The organism is Saccharolobus solfataricus (assembly GCF_900079115.1).
GTDB classification, from domain to species: domain Archaea; phylum Thermoproteota; class Thermoprotei_A; order Sulfolobales; family Sulfolobaceae; genus Saccharolobus; species Saccharolobus solfataricus.
In genome coordinates this window covers 2,084,612-2,103,607 of record NZ_LT549890.1, presented here as the reverse complement: position 1 = coordinate 2,103,607, position 18,996 = coordinate 2,084,612, and the positions used below count along the sequence as shown (strand labels likewise).

Annotated in this window: 18 protein-coding genes; 11 read left to right on the top strand and 7 right to left on the bottom strand. The window is 33.5% G+C overall.

The annotated features are described in order from the left end of the window. Window positions 1-28 precede the first annotated feature (28 nt). The gene (gene nucS, locus SSOP1_RS11180; protein WP_009992078.1) at window positions 29-739 is read left to right on the top strand and encodes an endonuclease NucS; all 711 of its coding nucleotides are present in this window, start codon (window positions 29-31) and stop codon (window positions 737-739) included. Here the strand turns inward: nucS and SSOP1_RS11175 are convergent. The 5 genes from SSOP1_RS11175 to SSOP1_RS11155 are packed head-to-tail and all read right to left on the bottom strand — an operon-like array spanning window position 736 to window position 5,428. Further along, the gene (locus SSOP1_RS11175; RefSeq protein WP_009992079.1) at window positions 736-1,398 is read right to left on the bottom strand and encodes a hypothetical protein; all 663 of its coding nucleotides are present in this window, start codon (window positions 1,396-1,398) and stop codon (window positions 736-738) included. The genes nucS and SSOP1_RS11175 overlap by 4 nt on opposite strands. A gap of 2 nt (window positions 1,399-1,400) precedes the next feature. After that, complete coding sequence (locus tag SSOP1_RS11170) at window positions 1,401-2,042, bottom strand: TenA family protein (protein WP_009992080.1); 642 nt, start codon at window positions 2,040-2,042, stop codon at window positions 1,401-1,403. Continuing rightward, window positions 2,043-2,762, bottom strand: coding sequence for an SDR family NAD(P)-dependent oxidoreductase (locus SSOP1_RS11165; protein WP_009992081.1), 720 nt, complete (start codon window positions 2,760-2,762; stop codon window positions 2,043-2,045). Between the two features lie 12 nt (window positions 2,763-2,774). Further along, complete coding sequence (locus SSOP1_RS11160; RefSeq protein WP_009992083.1) at window positions 2,775-4,706, bottom strand: thioredoxin domain-containing protein; 1,932 nt, start codon at window positions 4,704-4,706, stop codon at window positions 2,775-2,777. A gap of 41 nt (window positions 4,707-4,747) precedes the next feature. Beyond that, complete coding sequence (locus SSOP1_RS11155) at window positions 4,748-5,428, bottom strand: hypothetical protein (RefSeq protein ID WP_009992085.1); 681 nt, start codon at window positions 5,426-5,428, stop codon at window positions 4,748-4,750. Window positions 5,429-5,658: 230 nt separating this feature from the next. Between SSOP1_RS11155 and SSOP1_RS11150 the strand changes: the two genes are divergently transcribed. From SSOP1_RS11150 to SSOP1_RS11125, 6 genes are read left to right on the top strand one after another with little or no spacing between them, the layout of a single operon-like run. Further along, window positions 5,659-6,531, top strand: a complete 873-nt coding sequence (locus tag SSOP1_RS11150) for a tRNA guanosine transglycosylase family protein (protein WP_009992090.1) — start codon at window positions 5,659-5,661, stop codon at window positions 6,529-6,531. Beyond that, window positions 6,515-7,105 (top strand): DUF5591 domain-containing protein, encoded by a 591-nt coding sequence (locus tag SSOP1_RS11145; protein ID WP_009992091.1) that lies wholly within the window; start codon window positions 6,515-6,517, stop codon window positions 7,103-7,105. The genes SSOP1_RS11150 and SSOP1_RS11145 overlap by 17 nt, the downstream gene beginning before the upstream one ends. A gap of 22 nt (window positions 7,106-7,127) precedes the next feature. After that, window positions 7,128-8,741, top strand: coding sequence for an ATP-binding protein (locus tag SSOP1_RS11140; RefSeq protein WP_009992093.1), 1,614 nt, complete (start codon window positions 7,128-7,130; stop codon window positions 8,739-8,741). Between the two features lie 4 nt (window positions 8,742-8,745). Then, complete coding sequence (locus tag SSOP1_RS11135) at window positions 8,746-11,784, top strand: P-loop NTPase fold protein (RefSeq protein ID WP_009992094.1); 3,039 nt, start codon at window positions 8,746-8,748, stop codon at window positions 11,782-11,784. Next, a complete protein-coding gene (locus SSOP1_RS11130; RefSeq protein WP_009992095.1) occupies window positions 11,771-12,460 on the top strand; it encodes a hypothetical protein in 690 nt (229 codons plus the stop codon). Before SSOP1_RS11135 ends, SSOP1_RS11130 begins: the two co-directional genes overlap by 14 nt. Further along, window positions 12,457-13,548: a DNA double-strand break repair nuclease NurA gene (locus tag SSOP1_RS11125; RefSeq protein WP_009992096.1), complete on the top strand. Its 1,092-nt coding sequence runs from the start codon at window positions 12,457-12,459 to the stop codon at window positions 13,546-13,548. The genes SSOP1_RS11130 and SSOP1_RS11125 overlap by 4 nt, the downstream gene beginning before the upstream one ends. Window positions 13,549-13,578: 30 nt before the next feature. On the opposite strand, the gene SSOP1_RS11120 is transcribed toward SSOP1_RS11125, so the two are convergent. After that, window positions 13,579-14,382, bottom strand: a complete 804-nt coding sequence (locus SSOP1_RS11120; RefSeq protein WP_009992097.1) for a slipin family protein — start codon at window positions 14,380-14,382, stop codon at window positions 13,579-13,581. A gap of 24 nt (window positions 14,383-14,406) precedes the next feature. Next, window positions 14,407-15,735 carry a thermopsin family protease gene (locus SSOP1_RS11115; protein ID WP_009992099.1) on the bottom strand — a complete coding sequence of 443 codons (1,329 nt, stop codon included), beginning with the start codon at window positions 15,733-15,735 and terminating at the stop codon, window positions 14,407-14,409. A 35-nt stretch (window positions 15,736-15,770) separates the two neighbouring features. Between SSOP1_RS11115 and SSOP1_RS11110 the strand changes: the two genes are divergently transcribed. The 4 genes from SSOP1_RS11110 (at window position 15,771) to SSOP1_RS11095 (ending at window position 18,967) form a co-directional block, all read left to right on the top strand. Next, complete coding sequence (locus SSOP1_RS11110; protein ID WP_009992101.1) at window positions 15,771-16,145, top strand: NfeD family protein; 375 nt, start codon at window positions 15,771-15,773, stop codon at window positions 16,143-16,145. A 13-nt stretch (window positions 16,146-16,158) separates the two neighbouring features. Continuing rightward, window positions 16,159-16,410: a hypothetical protein gene (locus SSOP1_RS11105; protein WP_173645082.1), complete on the top strand. Its 252-nt coding sequence runs from the start codon at window positions 16,159-16,161 to the stop codon at window positions 16,408-16,410. 2 nt (window positions 16,411-16,412) lie between these two features. Beyond that, window positions 16,413-17,243, top strand: coding sequence for a gamma-glutamylcyclotransferase family protein (locus SSOP1_RS11100; RefSeq protein WP_009992104.1), 831 nt, complete (start codon window positions 16,413-16,415; stop codon window positions 17,241-17,243). Window positions 17,244-18,163: 920 nt separating this feature from the next. Next, a complete protein-coding gene (locus tag SSOP1_RS11095) occupies window positions 18,164-18,967 on the top strand; it encodes a tetratricopeptide repeat protein (RefSeq protein ID WP_009992106.1) in 804 nt (267 codons plus the stop codon). Window positions 18,968-18,996 lie beyond the last annotated feature (29 nt).

Genomic DNA, 18,996 nt, shown 5'->3' with positions numbered 1-18,996 from the left:
TATTTAAGCATTAGGAATAGGTAATACTGTGTATTCAGTACTACTAAATCCTAGCAACACGGAAATCTATTCCTTCTTAACCGACCGAATTTATAGAGAACTTATAGTAATCTTTGCTACATGTAAGGTTAATTATAAGGGAAGAGCCGAATCAGTTGCATCAGAATCACCTAGGTTGATAATATTGAAACCAGATGGTACAGTGATAATACACGAAAGCGTTAAAAGGGAACCCTTAAACTGGCAACCACCAGGTACTAAAATAGAAATAATGAACGATTATCCATTAAAGATAGTGGCTCAAAGAAATAGACCAAAAGAGGTAATAGAGATAGATTTGAAAGAGGTATTTTACATAACTTCAGCTGAAGTAAAGGAAGGAGATTTCACGATTAAAGGAAGAGAGATCGACATCGTAAATACTATTATCCAAAATCCCAGTATGATCGAAGAAGGATTTGTCCCATTAACTAGAGAGTATAATACCCCATACGGGAAAATAGATCTAATAGGATTAGATAAAAAAGGTAATTTTGTAATAATTGAAGTAAAGAGAAGCAAAGCTCAACTAAACGCAATATCACAATTGTATAGATACTACTTACACATGAGAGAAATAAAAGGAGATAAGATAAGAGGAATACTCGTAGCTCCGGATTTAACTATCCATGCTAGAGAATTATTACAAAAATTAGGTCTTGAGTTTATCAGATATGACATAAAGAACTACTCTAGTTAATGAGGCAATCTTTGTTTGAGATAATCTATAACTTCTATATATTTCACATTGAGTGTTCTATAATCTCTCAAGAATTTAGAGAATGCATTAACGTCAGTCTGAAAATTTATACAATCACTCGAAAATAAAAAAGAATCCGATTCATAAGTGTTAGATAAGCTTAGAATAGCCTTAATACAACCCCTTTCATTTCCTAGTATGAATTTCAACTTCTTTACTACCTCAAATTGAGACGATTGCTTTGCAAAGTTATTGGTCAAATGAAGTAGAAAATAATCTAGGCCGTAATCTAAACAGCTTAATAGCGAGAAATCAAGATTGAATATAGCTTCTAGATTCTCATATAGAATTTTCACTGGAATGTTATACATTATAGCGAGGTTGTTTATTTCATTTGACATATTTACCTTGATATTACGAATCATATTAGAAATGTGTACCCTAGCCTCATTATCCTTCAAAACTCTCAAGTTATGCATATCGATTAGCCTATTACCATCATATGATATTCTAATATCATGCGATGAAAATAACGACAAATTATATTTTCCGTTAAGGAGATTAAAGGACATGAAATAATTAGAACTATTGATTTCAATCTTTATGTTCTCATTCTTAACACACTCCATAAGAAAACTAGTATCTCTTATCCAGCTCATTTTCAATACACCGTAGGATCCTTCCTTAAGGAGGCATCCCAGAAACCTATTTCAAACCTTACAGAATTTATAAATATATTTAGAAGATCTTCAGTAATACTAACCTCATCTAAGGCATAAAGAATAGCTTCAATTCTCTTCTTATATTCAGTTGAGGCATAAAATGAGGCCCACGTTTTGTAGACTTCATTAGGAGAATCAATTACGTAATCCCCAACTATACTATATCCAAACATACACGGAGTCCATGCAACTAAAAATTTATTCCAATCTAGATTAGCATAGTAGTATAGATGTCTCGTATAAGCATAATTTATTAGATTATATCCAGTTTTAACTATTACATCTCTAGAAATATCCAATTTAGAATAAAGTTTACCATGAGTCTCTAACCCTTTATCCCGACTAGAAAAAACTAAATTAAGTATCTTAGTAACTTTATCAATAGGACCTTTGCTGGATGCGATTAGCAATGCTCTTAACATATCCTCTACATATTTTCCATCTTGTATAAGGTAATATCTAAAAATATCTAATGGAAGAGATCCATCCCTCATCTTAAGTATGAATTCGTGTTTAACGTATTTATTCCATAATTCTCCTACACCATTGATCAAGTTTTCAACATTACCCACTATGGACACCTATTTTAGCCTTGCGCCACCATGAACTGGTATTACAACTCCATCTACCCATTCCGATTCGTCAGTTAAAAGCCAAATAATAACCTTAGCGAAATCCTCTGGAGGAGCCATATCATCACCTAATTTTCTAAGCTTCTTCCAATTTCTTTCAGGTTCAAATTCTCCACCTATAGTAGTTGGAGCAATACCGTTAACTCTGATACCCTTACCTAATAATTCAGAGGCTATAATTTCGACCTCCTTAGCTAGACCCGCTTTAGCTACTGCATAAGATAATTGGTCAGGGGATGCTTTACCAATACCACTCATTGATGATACTAAAACTACACTGGAACCTTCCCTAAGAAACCTTAGAGATGAATTGATTACATAAAGAGGAATCTTTATGTGATTAGTCAACATCTCTTCTAATCCACTAAAATGATCTATTGTGTCCTCAATATATCCTCCAACAGTAACAACTAAATGATCTATTCCGTTAAGAAAAGATGCACACTTATCTAATACATTCCTAGCACCTTCAATATTAGAGACATCACCAACTACATACTGGATATTACCATACTTACTTAGAGTCTCCTTCATTTTCTTTAGCTTGTTCTCATTCCTCGCATTTATACAAACTTGCGCACCCTCTTTTAATGCAAAATAAGCTACAGCATAACCTAAACCTTCGCTTACACCTATAATAGCTACTTTCTTATTATCTAACCTTCCCATAAATAAAAAATGTCAAAGCTTAGTTTTAAGTAATTGTTTAATCTTTTCCTCTTCACTTACTGGCATACTGCACGTATTGCCTATACACACATATGCTCTACTCCTTCCCACATTATATTTAATCATAGCCCTTATTACTGAGCTAACATAGTCAGTTCTGCTATCATCCACCTTTTCAACTAGTTTAAAGGGATAATAGGTAAGTAACGCAACTTTATGTAACCTCTCAGCTAATCCATCCTTTTCATCAACCACCACAACATGAGCCATTCCACTAATGTAACTAGAGATAGAATTTACTATGCCAGCAATAAATTGAGAGTTTTCTGCAGTTAAAGAGGGAATTAAAGGTTTTATTTTCTCCTCATCAACTTTAAACTCATCAGATAATAGCGACAACTTGAATAACGCCCTAATGTACATTGAATTTGCAGACTCATTAGGCATGTCAGTGAAATTATTAGGCTTAATGACTCCAATATTTCTACCGAGTTCAATTGCCAAATCATAATACCTTTCTTCGCCTAATACCTCGTATGCGGAAATAGTTGCTAAAAGTGCTGCAGCATAGTCTTCTGGTAATCCCGCCTTTCCGCCATCTAATCTTCTACTAACAGTTTTTCCTAACTTACTCAGAACAAGCTTAGCCTCCTCAATGCTCTTGTTTAAAATTAATGAGGAATACAACATGGATTCTGCCAGCTTTGCGTTAGAATAAGTGTACGTATTATCATCTCTATATGGCATTTTTCTATTTTGCTTTCTATATGCCAATAGTTTAGTTCTTATCTCACTTATCTTCTTTATCATATCATTCACTTGTAAACCAGTTGCTTTACACAGCTCCCTAAGTTCAATAGTTCTCAATAGAACTTTCCTACCTTCAACCTCCACTGTATTCTTCAAGTCAAATACCCTTATAGCGATACCGTAATCATTTCCTAACGAATCTTTTAGCTCATCCTCAGTCCACGTGTAATACTTACCTTCCATACCTTCACTATCTGCATCTAAACTATTAGCAAAGCCTTTCCCATCTATGTATAATTCTCTTAAAACGAAATCTACTGAATTTCGTAAGGCGTCAAGAATTTCTATATCATTAGTCGCTATATAATAAGTAAAGTAATCGTAGATTAATTCAGCATTATCTATAAGTAGTTTCTCAAAATGAGGTAACTTCCACTCTCTATCAACGGTATATCTATGAAATCCTCCACCAACTTGATCAAAAATACCACCATAGTACATTTTCCTTAAAGTGAATAGACCTAGTTTCTTACCTAAATCATCTCCTCTAGTAGCACTGTAGTTAAGGAATAACAAGTCGACAAAAGGATGGGGAAATTTGGCACCAAACCCTAATCCACCATACTCGATATCAAAATAGGATGTTATAAAGGAAAACGCATCATCTAAAACGCTTGAATTTAGAACTCCACCAGTATTTTTAGGAATCAACATATTGGGGTCTATTGAAGATAATAGTATTTGGTTTCTATCTTCTCTCCATATTCTCAAAATCTCCAATAGTAATCTCTTGAAGCCTATTCGTCCATATCTATCCTCTGGAGGAAAGTAAGTGCCACCAAAGAAGACCTTTCCCTCTGGTGTCATAAATATAGTTAAAGGCCATCCAGATTCACCTGTTATTGCCATAGCTGCGTTTTGAAGTAACCTGTCCAAATCGGGCATTTCATCACGATCAACCTTTACGGGAATAAAATTCTCGTTAACTATCTTAGCTATTTCTGGATTTGAATAGGTATCCTCATCCATAACATTGCACCAATGGCACCAAGCAGCGCCTACATCAATAAGTATTGGCTTATTCTCCTTCTTCGCAATTTCAAATACATCATTAGACCAAGTGTACCAATTTATTGGATGATTTACTGCCTTCCTTAAATATCCACTTTGAGAATTCATTAATCTCTCATTCATTCTAATATTTTTAGTAACGAGTACACATTTAAAAGTTGTTATCAAACATTAGTATCTTGGTCTTTTCTAGAATATATTTTATATAATATGAAAAATCCTACCGCAAATAAACTAAGCCCAACTTCAGTGTAGTTTACTGTAGGTTTAACAGTACCAGACTTTGGAAGAATACTAGAATTACCAAAAAATGCCGTAATTGTCGAGTTGCCACCAACTGTATACCAAAGCGTCATAGTATTAGCCCCATTTGACCAATTAATAAGATCACCGTTAGCCTCAAGAAGAACACTGGAACCATTATACACTCTAATTACAGAAGAGTTCCTTACTGCAATTATGCTACCATTATCTAATTCAATATAAGCTGTACCCTTACCAACAACGTTAACTTTCAAAAAAGCATACTTAGGAATAACTGTTACCGTAAGGTTAAATTGAGAGTAATTAGACAAAGTAACGTTAAATTCGTCGGTCTTATTTCCGTTGATAAATATACAGTAGGAGTAGGGGGATAGAACAAACACTTGAATCCTTAAATTTGAGCTGCTGACATTTAACGTTTGATTGGAAGAAACCAGTTTAACACCTTGTGAGTCAGAAAACATTAACGTGATCGGAAAAGGACTTAAAATCTTTACATTAACTAAGTACGCATTACTAATAATATTCAGAGTATATACAAATAATGTAATCAATATAAGGATTACTGCTCCTTTGGACACAATAACTAGATGCTTAATATCTAACAGGCAGGGGAGCGTAAGTGATAATAGCAACTGAAAACAATGATTACAATATATGAGGAAACCAACCTTAACTGAAGCGTGATGAAGGGTTGTTTCACTGATGTAATATACGAAATTGCATTTTCCATTAGCGAGAACGTAAGAAAACAAGTAGTATTATTATATAATCAAGATTTAACCCAATAGTAATACCAATATCAGGAAAAATGAAGATAATACTAGGCATACCTGATCTGAAAATCCCAGTTTGGACGTTTAAACAACCATTAATGATTAACCAATTAAACTGGGATAGACCATCTTGGGAAAATGAGACATGGGTAGACTCTGGAGGATACCAAATAATGGTTAGAGGAATAAAAGTTGAAATAGAAAAAGTAGTTGAGAAGTATAAAATACTAGATGCCACACAATATATGAGCCTTGATATACCATCAATTCCTTGCCATAAGCCATCAGAATTGAATTACAAATACTTCGAGTACTTATACACAGTTTTCGATAAGAAAATAGTACCAGTCATACACGCTTATGATCCTGAGTCAATAAAGAAATCCATAGACTTCTACTCCCAATATACGGACCTAGTAGCTTTTGGTGGGATCGTCCCTCCTACCCTAAACAAGAGCGGTAACAAAAAACTTGCGGTTGCAATATATTATTTAGTTAGGAAATTATGGAAGGGGAAAATACACGTCTTAGGTGCAGGATCACCTTTCATGAGAAAAGTCTACTTCAACGCCGACAGCGTGGATACTTCGACCTACAGAGTTAAGGGCATACATGGTATGGTTATTATACCCGGTAAAGGAGAAAGATACGTAGGAAATAGGAAAATAGTGTGGGGCACTAAAAGAGCGAGCGAAGAGGAACTAGAGATTTTATTATCATTTTTAGATAAAACTCACTACCCATTTCAAATTAGATTCGACAATTGGATAGACAGAAGTCTAATCAACGCTTGGGTGCTCTTGAATTCAGAATATGAAAGCAACAATCCTTTGATAAGATATTCTAAAAAACTAGATACTTTCGCGGAAGATGAGATAGAGGAGGAGGTAAATGAGCTCTGCATGTGAACAACTATATGAATACCTTAAGCCTGACTTTACTAGAATATCGAAAAGAGATAATACTGACGATCTGTTCAGACACCCAGTGGTGATGAGATGGCATCGCTACTTTCTAGAGAACTGGAGTTCAAATAAGGAGATTGCGTTGTTGTTACCTTGTACTGTAGTTAAACCTTACTCGTCATCACCAACACACAAAATAGCCTACGCCATATTACAGAAATATAATTTAGAGGAGAAAGTACAAGTATATTCAGTATCCGAACCAATGCTATTAGTGCCTAGAGAGTTAGAGGAATGCTATCCTTTTAACAATTACGATTACCCCCCAGCGCTTATGAGCAAAGAGGAAAAAGAAGAGTTCGTTGAGTTATTAACGAAGCCCCTTATAAAAATTAGTAAATTACACGAGAGATTAATAGGTATACTCCCTAGGCATCACTATGAAATAGTGAAAGGTGCAGCTGAAATCTCACATTTAAAAATAACAATTTACCCATATGGTAGATTGGCCTTCAAAACTATAGCCAATGTAATAAGAAACCTTTCATTATCTAATCCCAGAAGCTTAATCGTTTAAAAACGTTCTTAGGTAATGTTAAATGGTGATGGAAAGGGGAGAGATTATAGGAATAGTACTGCAGAAGAGCGAAGCAAATGAAATGCAAGGACTAATTAGAGCTGATGAGGAAATAAGCGTAGGACAATTGTTATTAGTTGATGATTCCGAGAAGCTTTCACTAGTCAGGGTTGAAAATTACGAATTTCTGAATGAGTTCTTTGACGAAAAGGGGGAGATAGCTAAGTCAATATTAAAAGAACCTTCGATATATGAAATTCTCGATATGAATACAATAATAAAAGCAACTTTGCACTTAATAAAAAAATATGACCATAATACAACCCCTAAACCTGGCTCTTTCGTAAGAAGATTACCAGAAATAAAGAGTGAAAAAGAGCTACTTTCCTTTTATGGAATAAAAAACAAAAAAGGATTAATTGAGTACGGAGCCTTAGCAGGTTCTGAAATACCATTATTGTTAGACCTTAATGCAATAACAATGCACATGGGAGTTTTTGGAGAGACTGGAAGTGGAAAAAGCTACAACATGAGATACTTAATTAAGCTTTTATCTAACATAAAAATAGGAGACAAGATCACGGCCTTACCGATGATTGTAATTGATGCGAATGGGGATTACATAGATTTAGCTTCGACAAATCTAGACATAGTATCTAAAGGAAGAGGCTGGATAAAGAGGTATATATTGAAGGATCCTAAGGAGCAAAACGACATTAAGCTTACAATAGATTTGTCCATATTCACGCCTAGAGAATTATCAGAATTTATTATGTCTCTAAAATACGGTGAGGCTTCATATAACACACTGCAACTAAATTTCCTAGAGCAAGTTTTAGCAAACCATGAGAGCAAGGAATATAATACCCTTTTAGGTAGTGCAATAGGAATTGAGACCCTAAGGAATGAGATTCTTACGATGGCTCAAAATAAGGATATAGGAATCACAACGGGTACTGCTAGGGGAATTGCTAGCGCATTAGAAATATTCAAAAACAAAGTAATTAGCAGACTACAACTTGTCAACTCTTCTGCATCTTTGACTGAGAACACATTAGAAGTGATTTGGAGGAATAGAGGTTTAGCAATAATAGACTTCTCGGCTGATGGTTCACCAGGAGTAGATGTCCTTACGAAACAACTCATCGTAAGCTACATAACTAGATTAATATTTAATTATCTTACGAGATCCAAATACAACGGTAATCAAAGGTTTTTGGGATTTGTGATAGAAGAGGCACAGAACTACATACCTTCTATTGATTATCCAGTAAACGCTAACTTGACAAAAGACGTATTGGTAACACTAGCTACTCAAGGAAGAAAATTTGGGGCATCTCTAATTCTGGTAAGTCAAAGACCAGCATTTATAGATAAATACGTATTATCCATGATTAACACCTTTTTCTTTCATAGAATATATCATGAAGACGTAAGATATGTTATGTCCGCTTCAGGTGGTTTACCCGAATCATTAACTAAGAATTTGACATCATTAGATACTGGATACGTAATAGTAAGTGGACTTATGTCAATAATGAAAAGTCCGGCATTGGTAAGAATCCCATGGGATCCTAGGTTAGGATCATACGCTGGAAACGTGGAAAGAATTGATTTAATTTTAAGCGAAGGGTGAAAATGTGAGTTGTTCTAAGAGAATAAGCGAAACAGCATCTGACTCCTCTTATATCTATCAAATTTTCTCTTGCATTACAGAGAACTCATTATACATAAATAGATTAAGATTTTTCAAGCAAGTTAAGGATGAGATAGACAGGATATCTAAGATTAAACAATCCCCAGAAATAATATCGCTTGTCGGCGATTGGGGACAAGGAAAAAGTACGTTCCTTGACATCATTGAGGAATATGCAAAAAATAGAAATATTAATGTAATAAAGATACCCTTTGTAGAACTTTTAAGCCGAACCGAAGATTTGTTAACGTTCAAAAATAATGTGTACCTTATTGATGAAGTGGAAAGTTCTGTAGATTACTTCGCAGAGTATCAAAACGAGATAAAGGACTTTTGGAGCAAGGTAAAGGAATTAGCTAATTCAACTGGAAATTCAATAATATACCTTTCCATGACCCCAAGCGCATATTCTAAAATATTTGGAACTGGAGGCATAATTTATAACTTATTTTCAGAAACTTACCCTTCACTTCTAGAAAGAATAAGAAAAGTTAGTATAGAAAATCCATCTAAATTAGAGTTTCTATTAATGTTAAAGTGTATGCTAAATATGGCTAACATAAATGACTTAAAGATACTACAGTACATGGATTTGCCTTACTGGGTAATAGATCAAGAAAGAAGAAAATACGTAAAGTTCTTCAACGATATAGTATGCGATAATCTTCCTAACGTAGATAGAATTTTCAACGAACTGGCTAGATCGGATAAGGGAATTAATCTAAACTCAGAAGGAGAGACCGTTAGACTAGATATGTTAACAAAATTAGAGAACGAAATGGACTCCCAAGAGTTAAGTAAATTATACAAAGTCTTAATGAGCAGAATATTTACTGACGAAAAACTAGTCATAAAGAAATTAGAAGGTCATGTAATAAAAGGGGTACTGATACCATATCTAAAATGGATTGAGATGTTCCCTAAAGGTCAAGAATACGTTGAGGACTTTCTTTTAACATATTATCAAGACGATTTTCATGTATTTATATCCGACAATATAGAAACTATACTCCATGAAAGCATAGATATAAGTAAAATAAAGGAGAATGTAAAAAAACTATCACTATTCGGTAAAACTGATGCATATGCAATATCCTGGAGCTTTTTTGAGAGCATAGCGAATACTAATATAGGAGGATTAATAGTAGAGTTTAAGTCAAGAGAAATTAGAGATAAAGCCTTACAGTTCGTGAATACGTATATTACAGATAGAGAGAAGGAACTTGAATCATTAGAATATTTAATGGAAGTACTAGGAATAAAGGTAGATAGTGTAAATAGAAGCAAAGACTACATAAGGTTTTTAAAACTTATAATGGATAATAAGAAAATTACTATTATTTTGGCAAATCCAGCTAACGAGGATGAAATTAAGAACTTAATAAAAGAGATCAACGAAAGTGACGAGCTAATTCACGGTCTTATTCTAATAGAGCCTCAAATAAGGAAGGAAGAACTATCCAAAACTCTAGACGGACTATCAATACCGTTGATCGAACTAAAAATGACCACACCAAAGAAAAGACAGTTGCTATATCTACTATTCTCTAAAATCTACGGACAAAGTAGAATTAGGCTTGATTCCATAGAACTAAGACTAGGAGATCTGAAAAATTCGATATCCTCCCTACTGCTAAAAATAAGAGATAATCTTAACTTGAACCAACTTCCCATACCTAGAAATAAGAGATTAATACAATCATTCAATTGGATAATATTTTACCCATCAATAAAAATGGTAAATGCTAATGAGTTATTCGAGAAAGTAAATGAGATAATTAATGAGAAATTTAGAATGTATGGAAGTAAGCAGTTCCATTTAGAAGATATAGAAACATCCAACACGTTTGTTGATGACATTATTACTTACTTCTATGGTAATCGTATAATAAAGATTAGATCCAATTACATAGATTTCGAAGACCTAGCGGGAGAATCGTTATCCTCATTCGCTAAGCTGTTTGCGGGTCTTATTAGGCAAAAATACAAGCAAGAAGCAGAGGAGGTTGTATTTAATTATATAATGTATTATGTAAGTCCACAAGATAACAAAAGAAAAGATAATAAAAATAATCCCTTAGTCTTTGCGTATCAAATTTTTAGCCCCGATAAAAAAATTGGACAAAATCCCACCTTAGACTTCTTAGTTTACTCGTCAATAGTTAGTGGCGAAATTGCTAAATATTTAAATAAAGATGTAATTTATCTGAAAATAGACGAGCAAATAAGAAAAATAAAGGAAAAACTAGATAATCCATACTCGACCTATGGGTACTTCATAACAGCTAAAAAGAGGGGAGCTGCAATAAGAAGCCTTGAGGAAATGAGAGAGGTCATAGAAGCTTATGAGAAATCTTGCACTGAAAATAAAGACATAAGGCTATGTTATGATTATCTATATTTATCGAATATATATTTGGAATTATTAAGAAAGACCGAAGAATCAGTGATTGAGACAGACAAGATCGTTGAGGAAATCTACAAAAAATTGGAGGTTGTAGAGAAAGCCAAGAGGCATGTAAAGATAAACGAGAAAATTGAGGAAATAGAGAAGGTATATGAGATAATTCATGAACTTAAAGACAACTTCAAAATGCAAATGGACAAGTTAGTGAGGAAAATTCAAGAGATAAATGAGAGGGGACAAACAGAGTCGTTTAAACGATATCTCGATTACTTACTTGCTACTATACACGTTGAAGATAACTCAAACCTTTATTTCATATTATTCAAATTGCTGAAAGAGATACTAAATGGCGTATCAATATCTGGAGATGAGTTAAAAGATACGATAATTGAGGAAATCGCATCATTAGGTAAAGTCGGTATCCAATTAAATAATATTGAGATGATTGTAAATGATCTAGAAAAGATAAGTCCAGAATTACCTAAGTTGAGAGAAAACGTTGAGAGAAATACACAAAAAATAACACAATTAATTCAAGAAATAAAGGAGGTTCTAGAAGAGTATGGATTTAGCTGAATTTATGGAAAGACTAACCCAATATAAACAGAATCTGGATGTAGAAAGACTAAGAGAAGAGGATAGAAAAATTACCGAGACAATAGAGGAATTAGAAAAATCTAAACAAAGTCTAAAGGAGTCTCTAAAGAAATTAAGGACCTTAGAGAAAAAGATAAACGAATTAAATAAATATGAAGACAAGCTGGAGGAAGTTAAAGCGGATATAGAGAAACTAACCAAGCTCAACTCGGCTGAAGAGATAATCAGATATATAGATAAAATAAAAAGTAAAGTAGATAGCCTGGAGAAAGATATAGAACAAGACCTAAATAAGATAATAGAAGAGAAAATCAAGAGCATTGAGGAAATAAATAATAGACTAATATTATATGCTAAAATACTGTATCACTTCCTTAAAATTCAGAAAGACGCAAAAACTTTTAGTATACCCAAGGAAAGATCACTCTCTAAGCTAAATGAAGTTGAAATACAAGCTAAACAACACCTTAATGAGTTGTATGGGATTATCGTGGATGAATTGAGAAAAATAAATCTAAATGAGAAAGAAATTAGCATATTGATATTACTAATAGACAAAGGTGAAATCAAGATTAGTAGAGACAACCTAGAAGAGTCTATAAAGGTTATAAAAATGCTTGTTGAGAAAAATATTTCTATAAAGGTGAAAGTTTGAATACAAATGAGATTATTAAAAAGGTAAATGAGTTAGCTAGCAAAGATGTTAATGAGAGAGGAAAGATAAATATGGCAGTTAACTTAATTTTTGACGATATAATATCAAATAGCATTGATTTAAAAATAGGAATACTTGATGAGATTATAGATTCTGAGCACATTGCATGTGCAGTAGACGGAAGCAAATATGAAATAGAGTTAAGTGATGTAACCCTTATCCTAGCTAGAGCTGTGAAGATTTTAGGCAAAAAGAAGGACAAAAAGAGTGTCCCATCTGAGATAGCTGAGGATTTCAAGATAATAGAGAATTACTACGATAAGAACGTGATATCCAACAAATCCATTTTATTTATGCTTACTTTAGAAACGAGTCTAATAGAGAAGTGTGAGGAGTGTGACGTGATATTTATCGATGGACCTATTGTGGATCCACCAACATATTATGAAGAGGATGTTGAGATAGAAAATATCTTATCTCTGGATAAGTTAGCACTATATCGTTCTACAGTACTTAGAAGATTAAAGGGTAAGAATAAATTAATCGTGGGAATAGTAAAGAACTTCTCTCATAGAATATTGATCAAGGAGTTTTTAAATAATTATCCCGCACTGATGAAGGCAAGAGAGAACTATATTATATTTAGTATTATGTATAAATATAGGCTCGAAAAATCTGAGTTTAATAAACCAGTATATCTAGGGTGGATAAGTTGGGATTCGTTAATAAATAATCAGATAATATTGGATGATCTTAAGGGAATCTCGAAGGCTTATAATCGATATAAAAAGGTGTTTAATGACTCACTCTCAATATACTCTCTGTATTACCAATATAATACAACGTCACCAATAGTTAGAATAGATGTGCTGGCTGAAAGGGAACCTGACTTCACACCAATTAAATATTTGAATATTTGGGCTATGCAAAGTATTAGAGAAGTTACGTTATTGAACAAACTAGCTGATGAACTTTCGGAGATAAATTCACAAGATGCAAAGAAATACGCATTATTATTTAACTTAGCTAGAGAAAACTATTTAGATATAAACGATAAGCTAGCAGAGCTAATGATGAGGAAGACGTAAATGATGGATGAATACTCCTAGTCCAGCTGATTACTTGGTTTCAGTTTGAAACTTTTTTGAGAGAGTTGATAATGCGGCGCTTGTACCTAGAGTAGGGTATATTTCATTCCCTGCAGGAACTACTATTATTAAACCTCCTCTTTGTGAGATGTCTGATAATGTTTCTAAAAATCTCAACTGTAATGCTGATGGATTATTCTTGTAGTAAGCTGATGCATCAGCTAAAATACTTGCAGCTTGCCTTTCACCTTCACTTAGTATTACCTTTGCTCTTCTCAATCTCTCTGCCTCAGCTTGCTTTGCCATAGCAGATAACAGATCTTGAGATAATCTAATATCTCTTATAGTTACAGCAGTAACTTTGATTCCCCATCCTTCAGTTGTGACGTCTAATATTTCTTGTATCCTCTTATTGATTTCTTCCCTTTTACTTAGTAACTCATCCAATTCCATTTGTCCAACAATATCCCTTAATGAGGTCTGAGCTAAATTTAGTACTGCCACATTATAATTGAAAACACTTAATACTGCTTTCTGTGGATCAACAACCTTATAGTATACAACCGCGTCTACACTTACAGTAACGTTATCTTTAGTTAAGATAGTTTGAGGTGGAACCTCAACAGTATTCACTCTTAGATCCACTACTAATGGCCTATCAACAAAGGGTATAAGGAATATGATTCCAGGGCCTTTAACTCTCAAAAATCTCCCCAATCTTAATACAACGGCTCTCTCCCATTCTCTAACTACCCTAAATGACATGGCGATAAAGATGATTATTATAATGATAAGAAATACTATACCTACTATATCTCCTATGCTTATAGCCAAATCTTACTACCTCCAAATATATAACTATAATTTGAACCTTATTAATATTGCTGAAATTACCATACCTATTACAAAAGCTAAGATATAAAGTACGATATACAAGTTAACCCCAAATTGGGAAGAACTTGAAGTAGTAGAAGTTAACGTGGTAGTAGTTATGGAAGTTTCTTGCTTAGATAGTACAGACTTTATACCTTTCTTAAAGGAATTCTGGGCCGAGTTTAGAAAATTCAATAAATCTTGGTAATAAGATCGAAACTTACTAGAAAGTGAATTAAGGATTGGTGAGGAGAAGTAGTAGGTCGAAGATAGAGTGAAATTGCCTGGAAAATAAACTACATAAAACGAATAATTGTTATTAGGAAATACCGCAATTCCAGAGGAATTTGTCACTGCAGAAGATATGACCGAAGGAGGAAATCCGGTTTCCAAATAGACCGCTTGCCCTGATAAGGACTTATTACTTATGGACAACTTCACAGTTATTTTATTACTAGTCTGATTAACTAAAACGTGGGGAGGAATTGGCCATAATACTGAAGGTACGTTAACCCCACTTGTCTCAATCACTATAGGTGAAAATACACTAGGAAAAGTGGAGTATACCTTTACCCCGTAAGCCGATTCTGCAGTATCAAATCCTATAGAGTAAGCGTTGGGTACAATAGTTAAAGTATTCCCATTGAAATAGTACAAATTGGCTATACTACTCACATTCATAAATACCACACTTCCACCACCTGGTCCTCCCCAAACTAACTCTAGATCATTTGGCAACCCTAATAGTGAAAGACCACCTAACTGGAATAAACCTATTATAGGGTATCTGAAATAGATTCCCTTCTGCCCATTTATATTATATCCAAAGTTTAATGTAGAATTAACTATTTCCATAAATAGGCTAATGGAAAGGGGTAAGGTTACCTTGAACGTTGGACCTTGATAGCAAATTACACCTAGACCTTGATATACTAACGAATTACTTGTTGTATTACTAAAGGGGCCAGAAAGATTCCAAAGATTTACTATCAGTGTAGCATAAAAGGTATTATTTGATATTTGATGAAATAGAATCACATTTTGTGCCCAATACTCTCCTAATACCATAGCGTTTAACTGAAGCGATGCGTTTCCAGTAGTGAAATATTCTCCTCCTGGTAAGTACGAGCTACCTATATTTAAATATGAAATATTGATCCTACCCATAACGAAATCTGTATAGATTATTGTATTCAAAGGATAACTAGTCACTCCTGAGGGAAAAGCTAAAGCTGAAGGTTGTGAAGTAGTGGGTATACTCAAGGGCATTGATAATGGCAATAATAGAATTATTATGAGCAGAACCTTATACATCACAAATATATACCAATCAAGCTAATAAAAAATCTGTGGCACACCCAGTAGCAATCACCTTGATAATTATCGCAATTTTAATCGCAATTTTAGTCATTACTGGTTACATATCTGACCCTATAATAGATATTCCAACACTGGCCCTACTAGGTTTCCTGACATATCGGGTTATTAATGTTGTTATAAAAACAAGAGGAAGAAACTTATACTCCTATGAGGGAAAAATTGGAAAAGCAGTTGATGATATAAAGTCTGGACAAGAAGGCTATGTAATAGTAGAGGGTGAATATTGGCGAGCCTTAGCTCTAGAGGATATAAAGAAAAACGAAGATATAGTAGTAGTGAAAAGAGAGGGAATGAAACTAATGGTAAGAAAGAAGGTGAGTGATATTGAAACCAGTAGAGTATGAAAAACTGGTAGATATGCTTACTAAAAGAGGATTTGACGTTAGAGAAAACGGAGAGGAATTGTTAGCAATATTTTACCCTCCAACAATAGAAGAAGCAGGGGGAGAAGGAGAGATGCTAAACCAAAGATACTATGTTATAAAGTTTAAGATAATAAATGGATTAGCGTATTACGATTCTACAACACTCATGGAAAACGATAAGCCCATAAAAATTTTAAAAATGGAAGAAGTTCAACCTTGGTTAGAGTCATTATTAGGTGAATAGTTATGTATCTTTTAGTATATGGGAGTCTAAGATATGGCTTCGAGCTAAATCACTTAGTAGCTAAGTCAAGGTTCGTAGGCTTAGGCTATATAGAGGGTTATGAGATGTACGATTTAGGCAATTATCCAGGTGTAATTAAAGGTGATGGTATAGTTTGGGGAGAAGTTTATGAAATAGATGAAAATCTAATTAAATTACTTGATGAGGTGGAGGATTATAAGGGATCGCCAGATGACCTTTATGTAAGGGAAAAAACTAGGGTATATTTTGATCAGAAAAGAAAATATTACTTAGATAATGTCTATTTTTACAGATATAACAAAGAAATAGTAAAAAATATGGAGAAAATAGAAGATGGTGATTACTCAGCGTGGAGCGGAATGCCCATAATTGTAAACTATTTTGCATATGCTGAAAATACTAATGAGAGAATTTTACATCAGCGTGGGGTTGACATGATATTAAGTGAAACTCCGGCCTATACAAAAGGTTATAGACTGATATTCAACATACCTTGCAAATACGGTTATTGCGCAAACTTGATAGAGGACGAAAGTGGTATAATATGTGGATATTTGCAAAAGGTGTTCCTTCATACTTTAAACTCTCTAGATAAGGCTGAACAACATCTAATAAAGTATATTAGAGAAGTTGTAAAAGTTTACGATAGAAATGGGAAGGAGTATTTTGCATATGCCTACGTCTCGAGCTATAAAGAGAATAGGAAGAAACCAAGTGAAGAATACGTAAAAATAATTAGAGAAGGGCTAATGAGAGGATGGGGAAATGAATGCGTAAGCACTGGCTTATATGATGAACCTGGCATATCTTGATTGATGAAGAACGAACTCGGTTCTGACTACTACTAACTCTGACCACTTCTCCACCGTGAACAATAGTTCGAATAGCATTTATAGGAAAATCGTTACACTTTTACGTTACGTTAAAAATATATAATGAATCTTTCCTAGTTAGATGAAAAATGTTTATTGATAAGCTATAATATTAAGAAGTACAATGAAAGATATTTATAAATACATGGATAAATATTTTGACTTTTTATGATAAGGGAATTTCCTAAAACTACTATTCGAAGTATTTAGATATGTAAACTACCACGTCCTCACGACGGGGCATCCTCACTTCAGGATGAGGATTCCCTGCTTCTCTGAGCAAACTCAATCTCCCACAGCGGTAGATCCAAAATCCTTTTACAAATATAGATTTAACTGAGATTATCATTTTTTCTCTATAACAAGAAAATTTTTCATTATACTTGTTATTGATAATCTTAAATATAATTATGTGTATCTTACAATATAAATAAAATGGAATTTCTTCGAATTTAATTCTATTTCTATTAATTCTCGTACTCAATTAGCACTTTTTATACTAAAATATTGTAAAAAATATACTATAGTATAGAGATTTTTCTAAGAATTTCCCATAGAGTTAAACAAAATAGCCACCTAGTTCGCAATGATTCATTATTAACAAATAACTGTTATTTTTAATAATACGATTTTGGATCTACCGCCATAAGTTAAACCATACTTATTATTGTTATATTATTCGCTTACCTAAGTATAATATAAGGCTAAAGAGTAAATATTCTTAATACTTTTTATTCTCTTTATGATGTAACCCAGAGTTAATTCAGTTTTAAGTTAAGGTGTATTAAACCTTGCCTAAGGCTTTCTACCAGCATTTTTGTAGCTGACTAATTACGAGAAAGTGTACAAGGTCATATAAAATGCTTATTTTATCAAAAAGATTAATTGATATATTAAGTGAGAGTTTGAGCCTAAAAGAAGCCTATACCCAATATAAGAATAAGAACTTAAATTATGCATTGAAATTATTAGACGAGTTAATTACCCAGAACCCAGATCTAAAGGAGGCCTACTCCTTAAAAGGAAAGATACTCTTTGAACTAGGAAAACTACAAGAGGCTTATGAGAATTTTCAGAAGGCTGAAGATAAAATTGGAATGGCAAAAGTACTTATAGCTCAAGGACTTTATAGAGACGCGCTAATATATCTAAATGACAATTCAAAAGATTCTAGAAAACTAAGGGGACTTATCTATTTAAAATTAGAAAACTATGAGAAAGCCCTAGATGAGATCAAGGTAGTAGAAGACGAAGATCCTTTAGTGTATAAGATACGGGGAATTTCCGAACTTAAATTAGGTAAATACAATGATGCTATAATTGACTTGAGTTTAGCTATTGAAAAATATCCTACTGATGCAGAATTGTACTTCTATAGAGCTTTAGCTCAAAGAGAATTAGGAAACTATAAGGAGGCTGAAAATGATTTAGAAATCGCAATTAATCTAAACCCATACTATGCAGAAGTTTACTTCAGTTTAGGAGAATTAAAGGAAAGTAGGGGATTGTTAGAAGAAGCTGTAGATATGTATTCGAAAAGTATCAATATCAATCCATTGTATAGAAATGCTTACGTAAGAAGAGCGAAATCGTTGATGAAATTGGGGAGAGAAGAGGAGGCTTATGCGGATATTCGAAAAGCTAACGAACTAAATAGCTCTTAAAGTTAAATACCTAGATAATGCATAATATA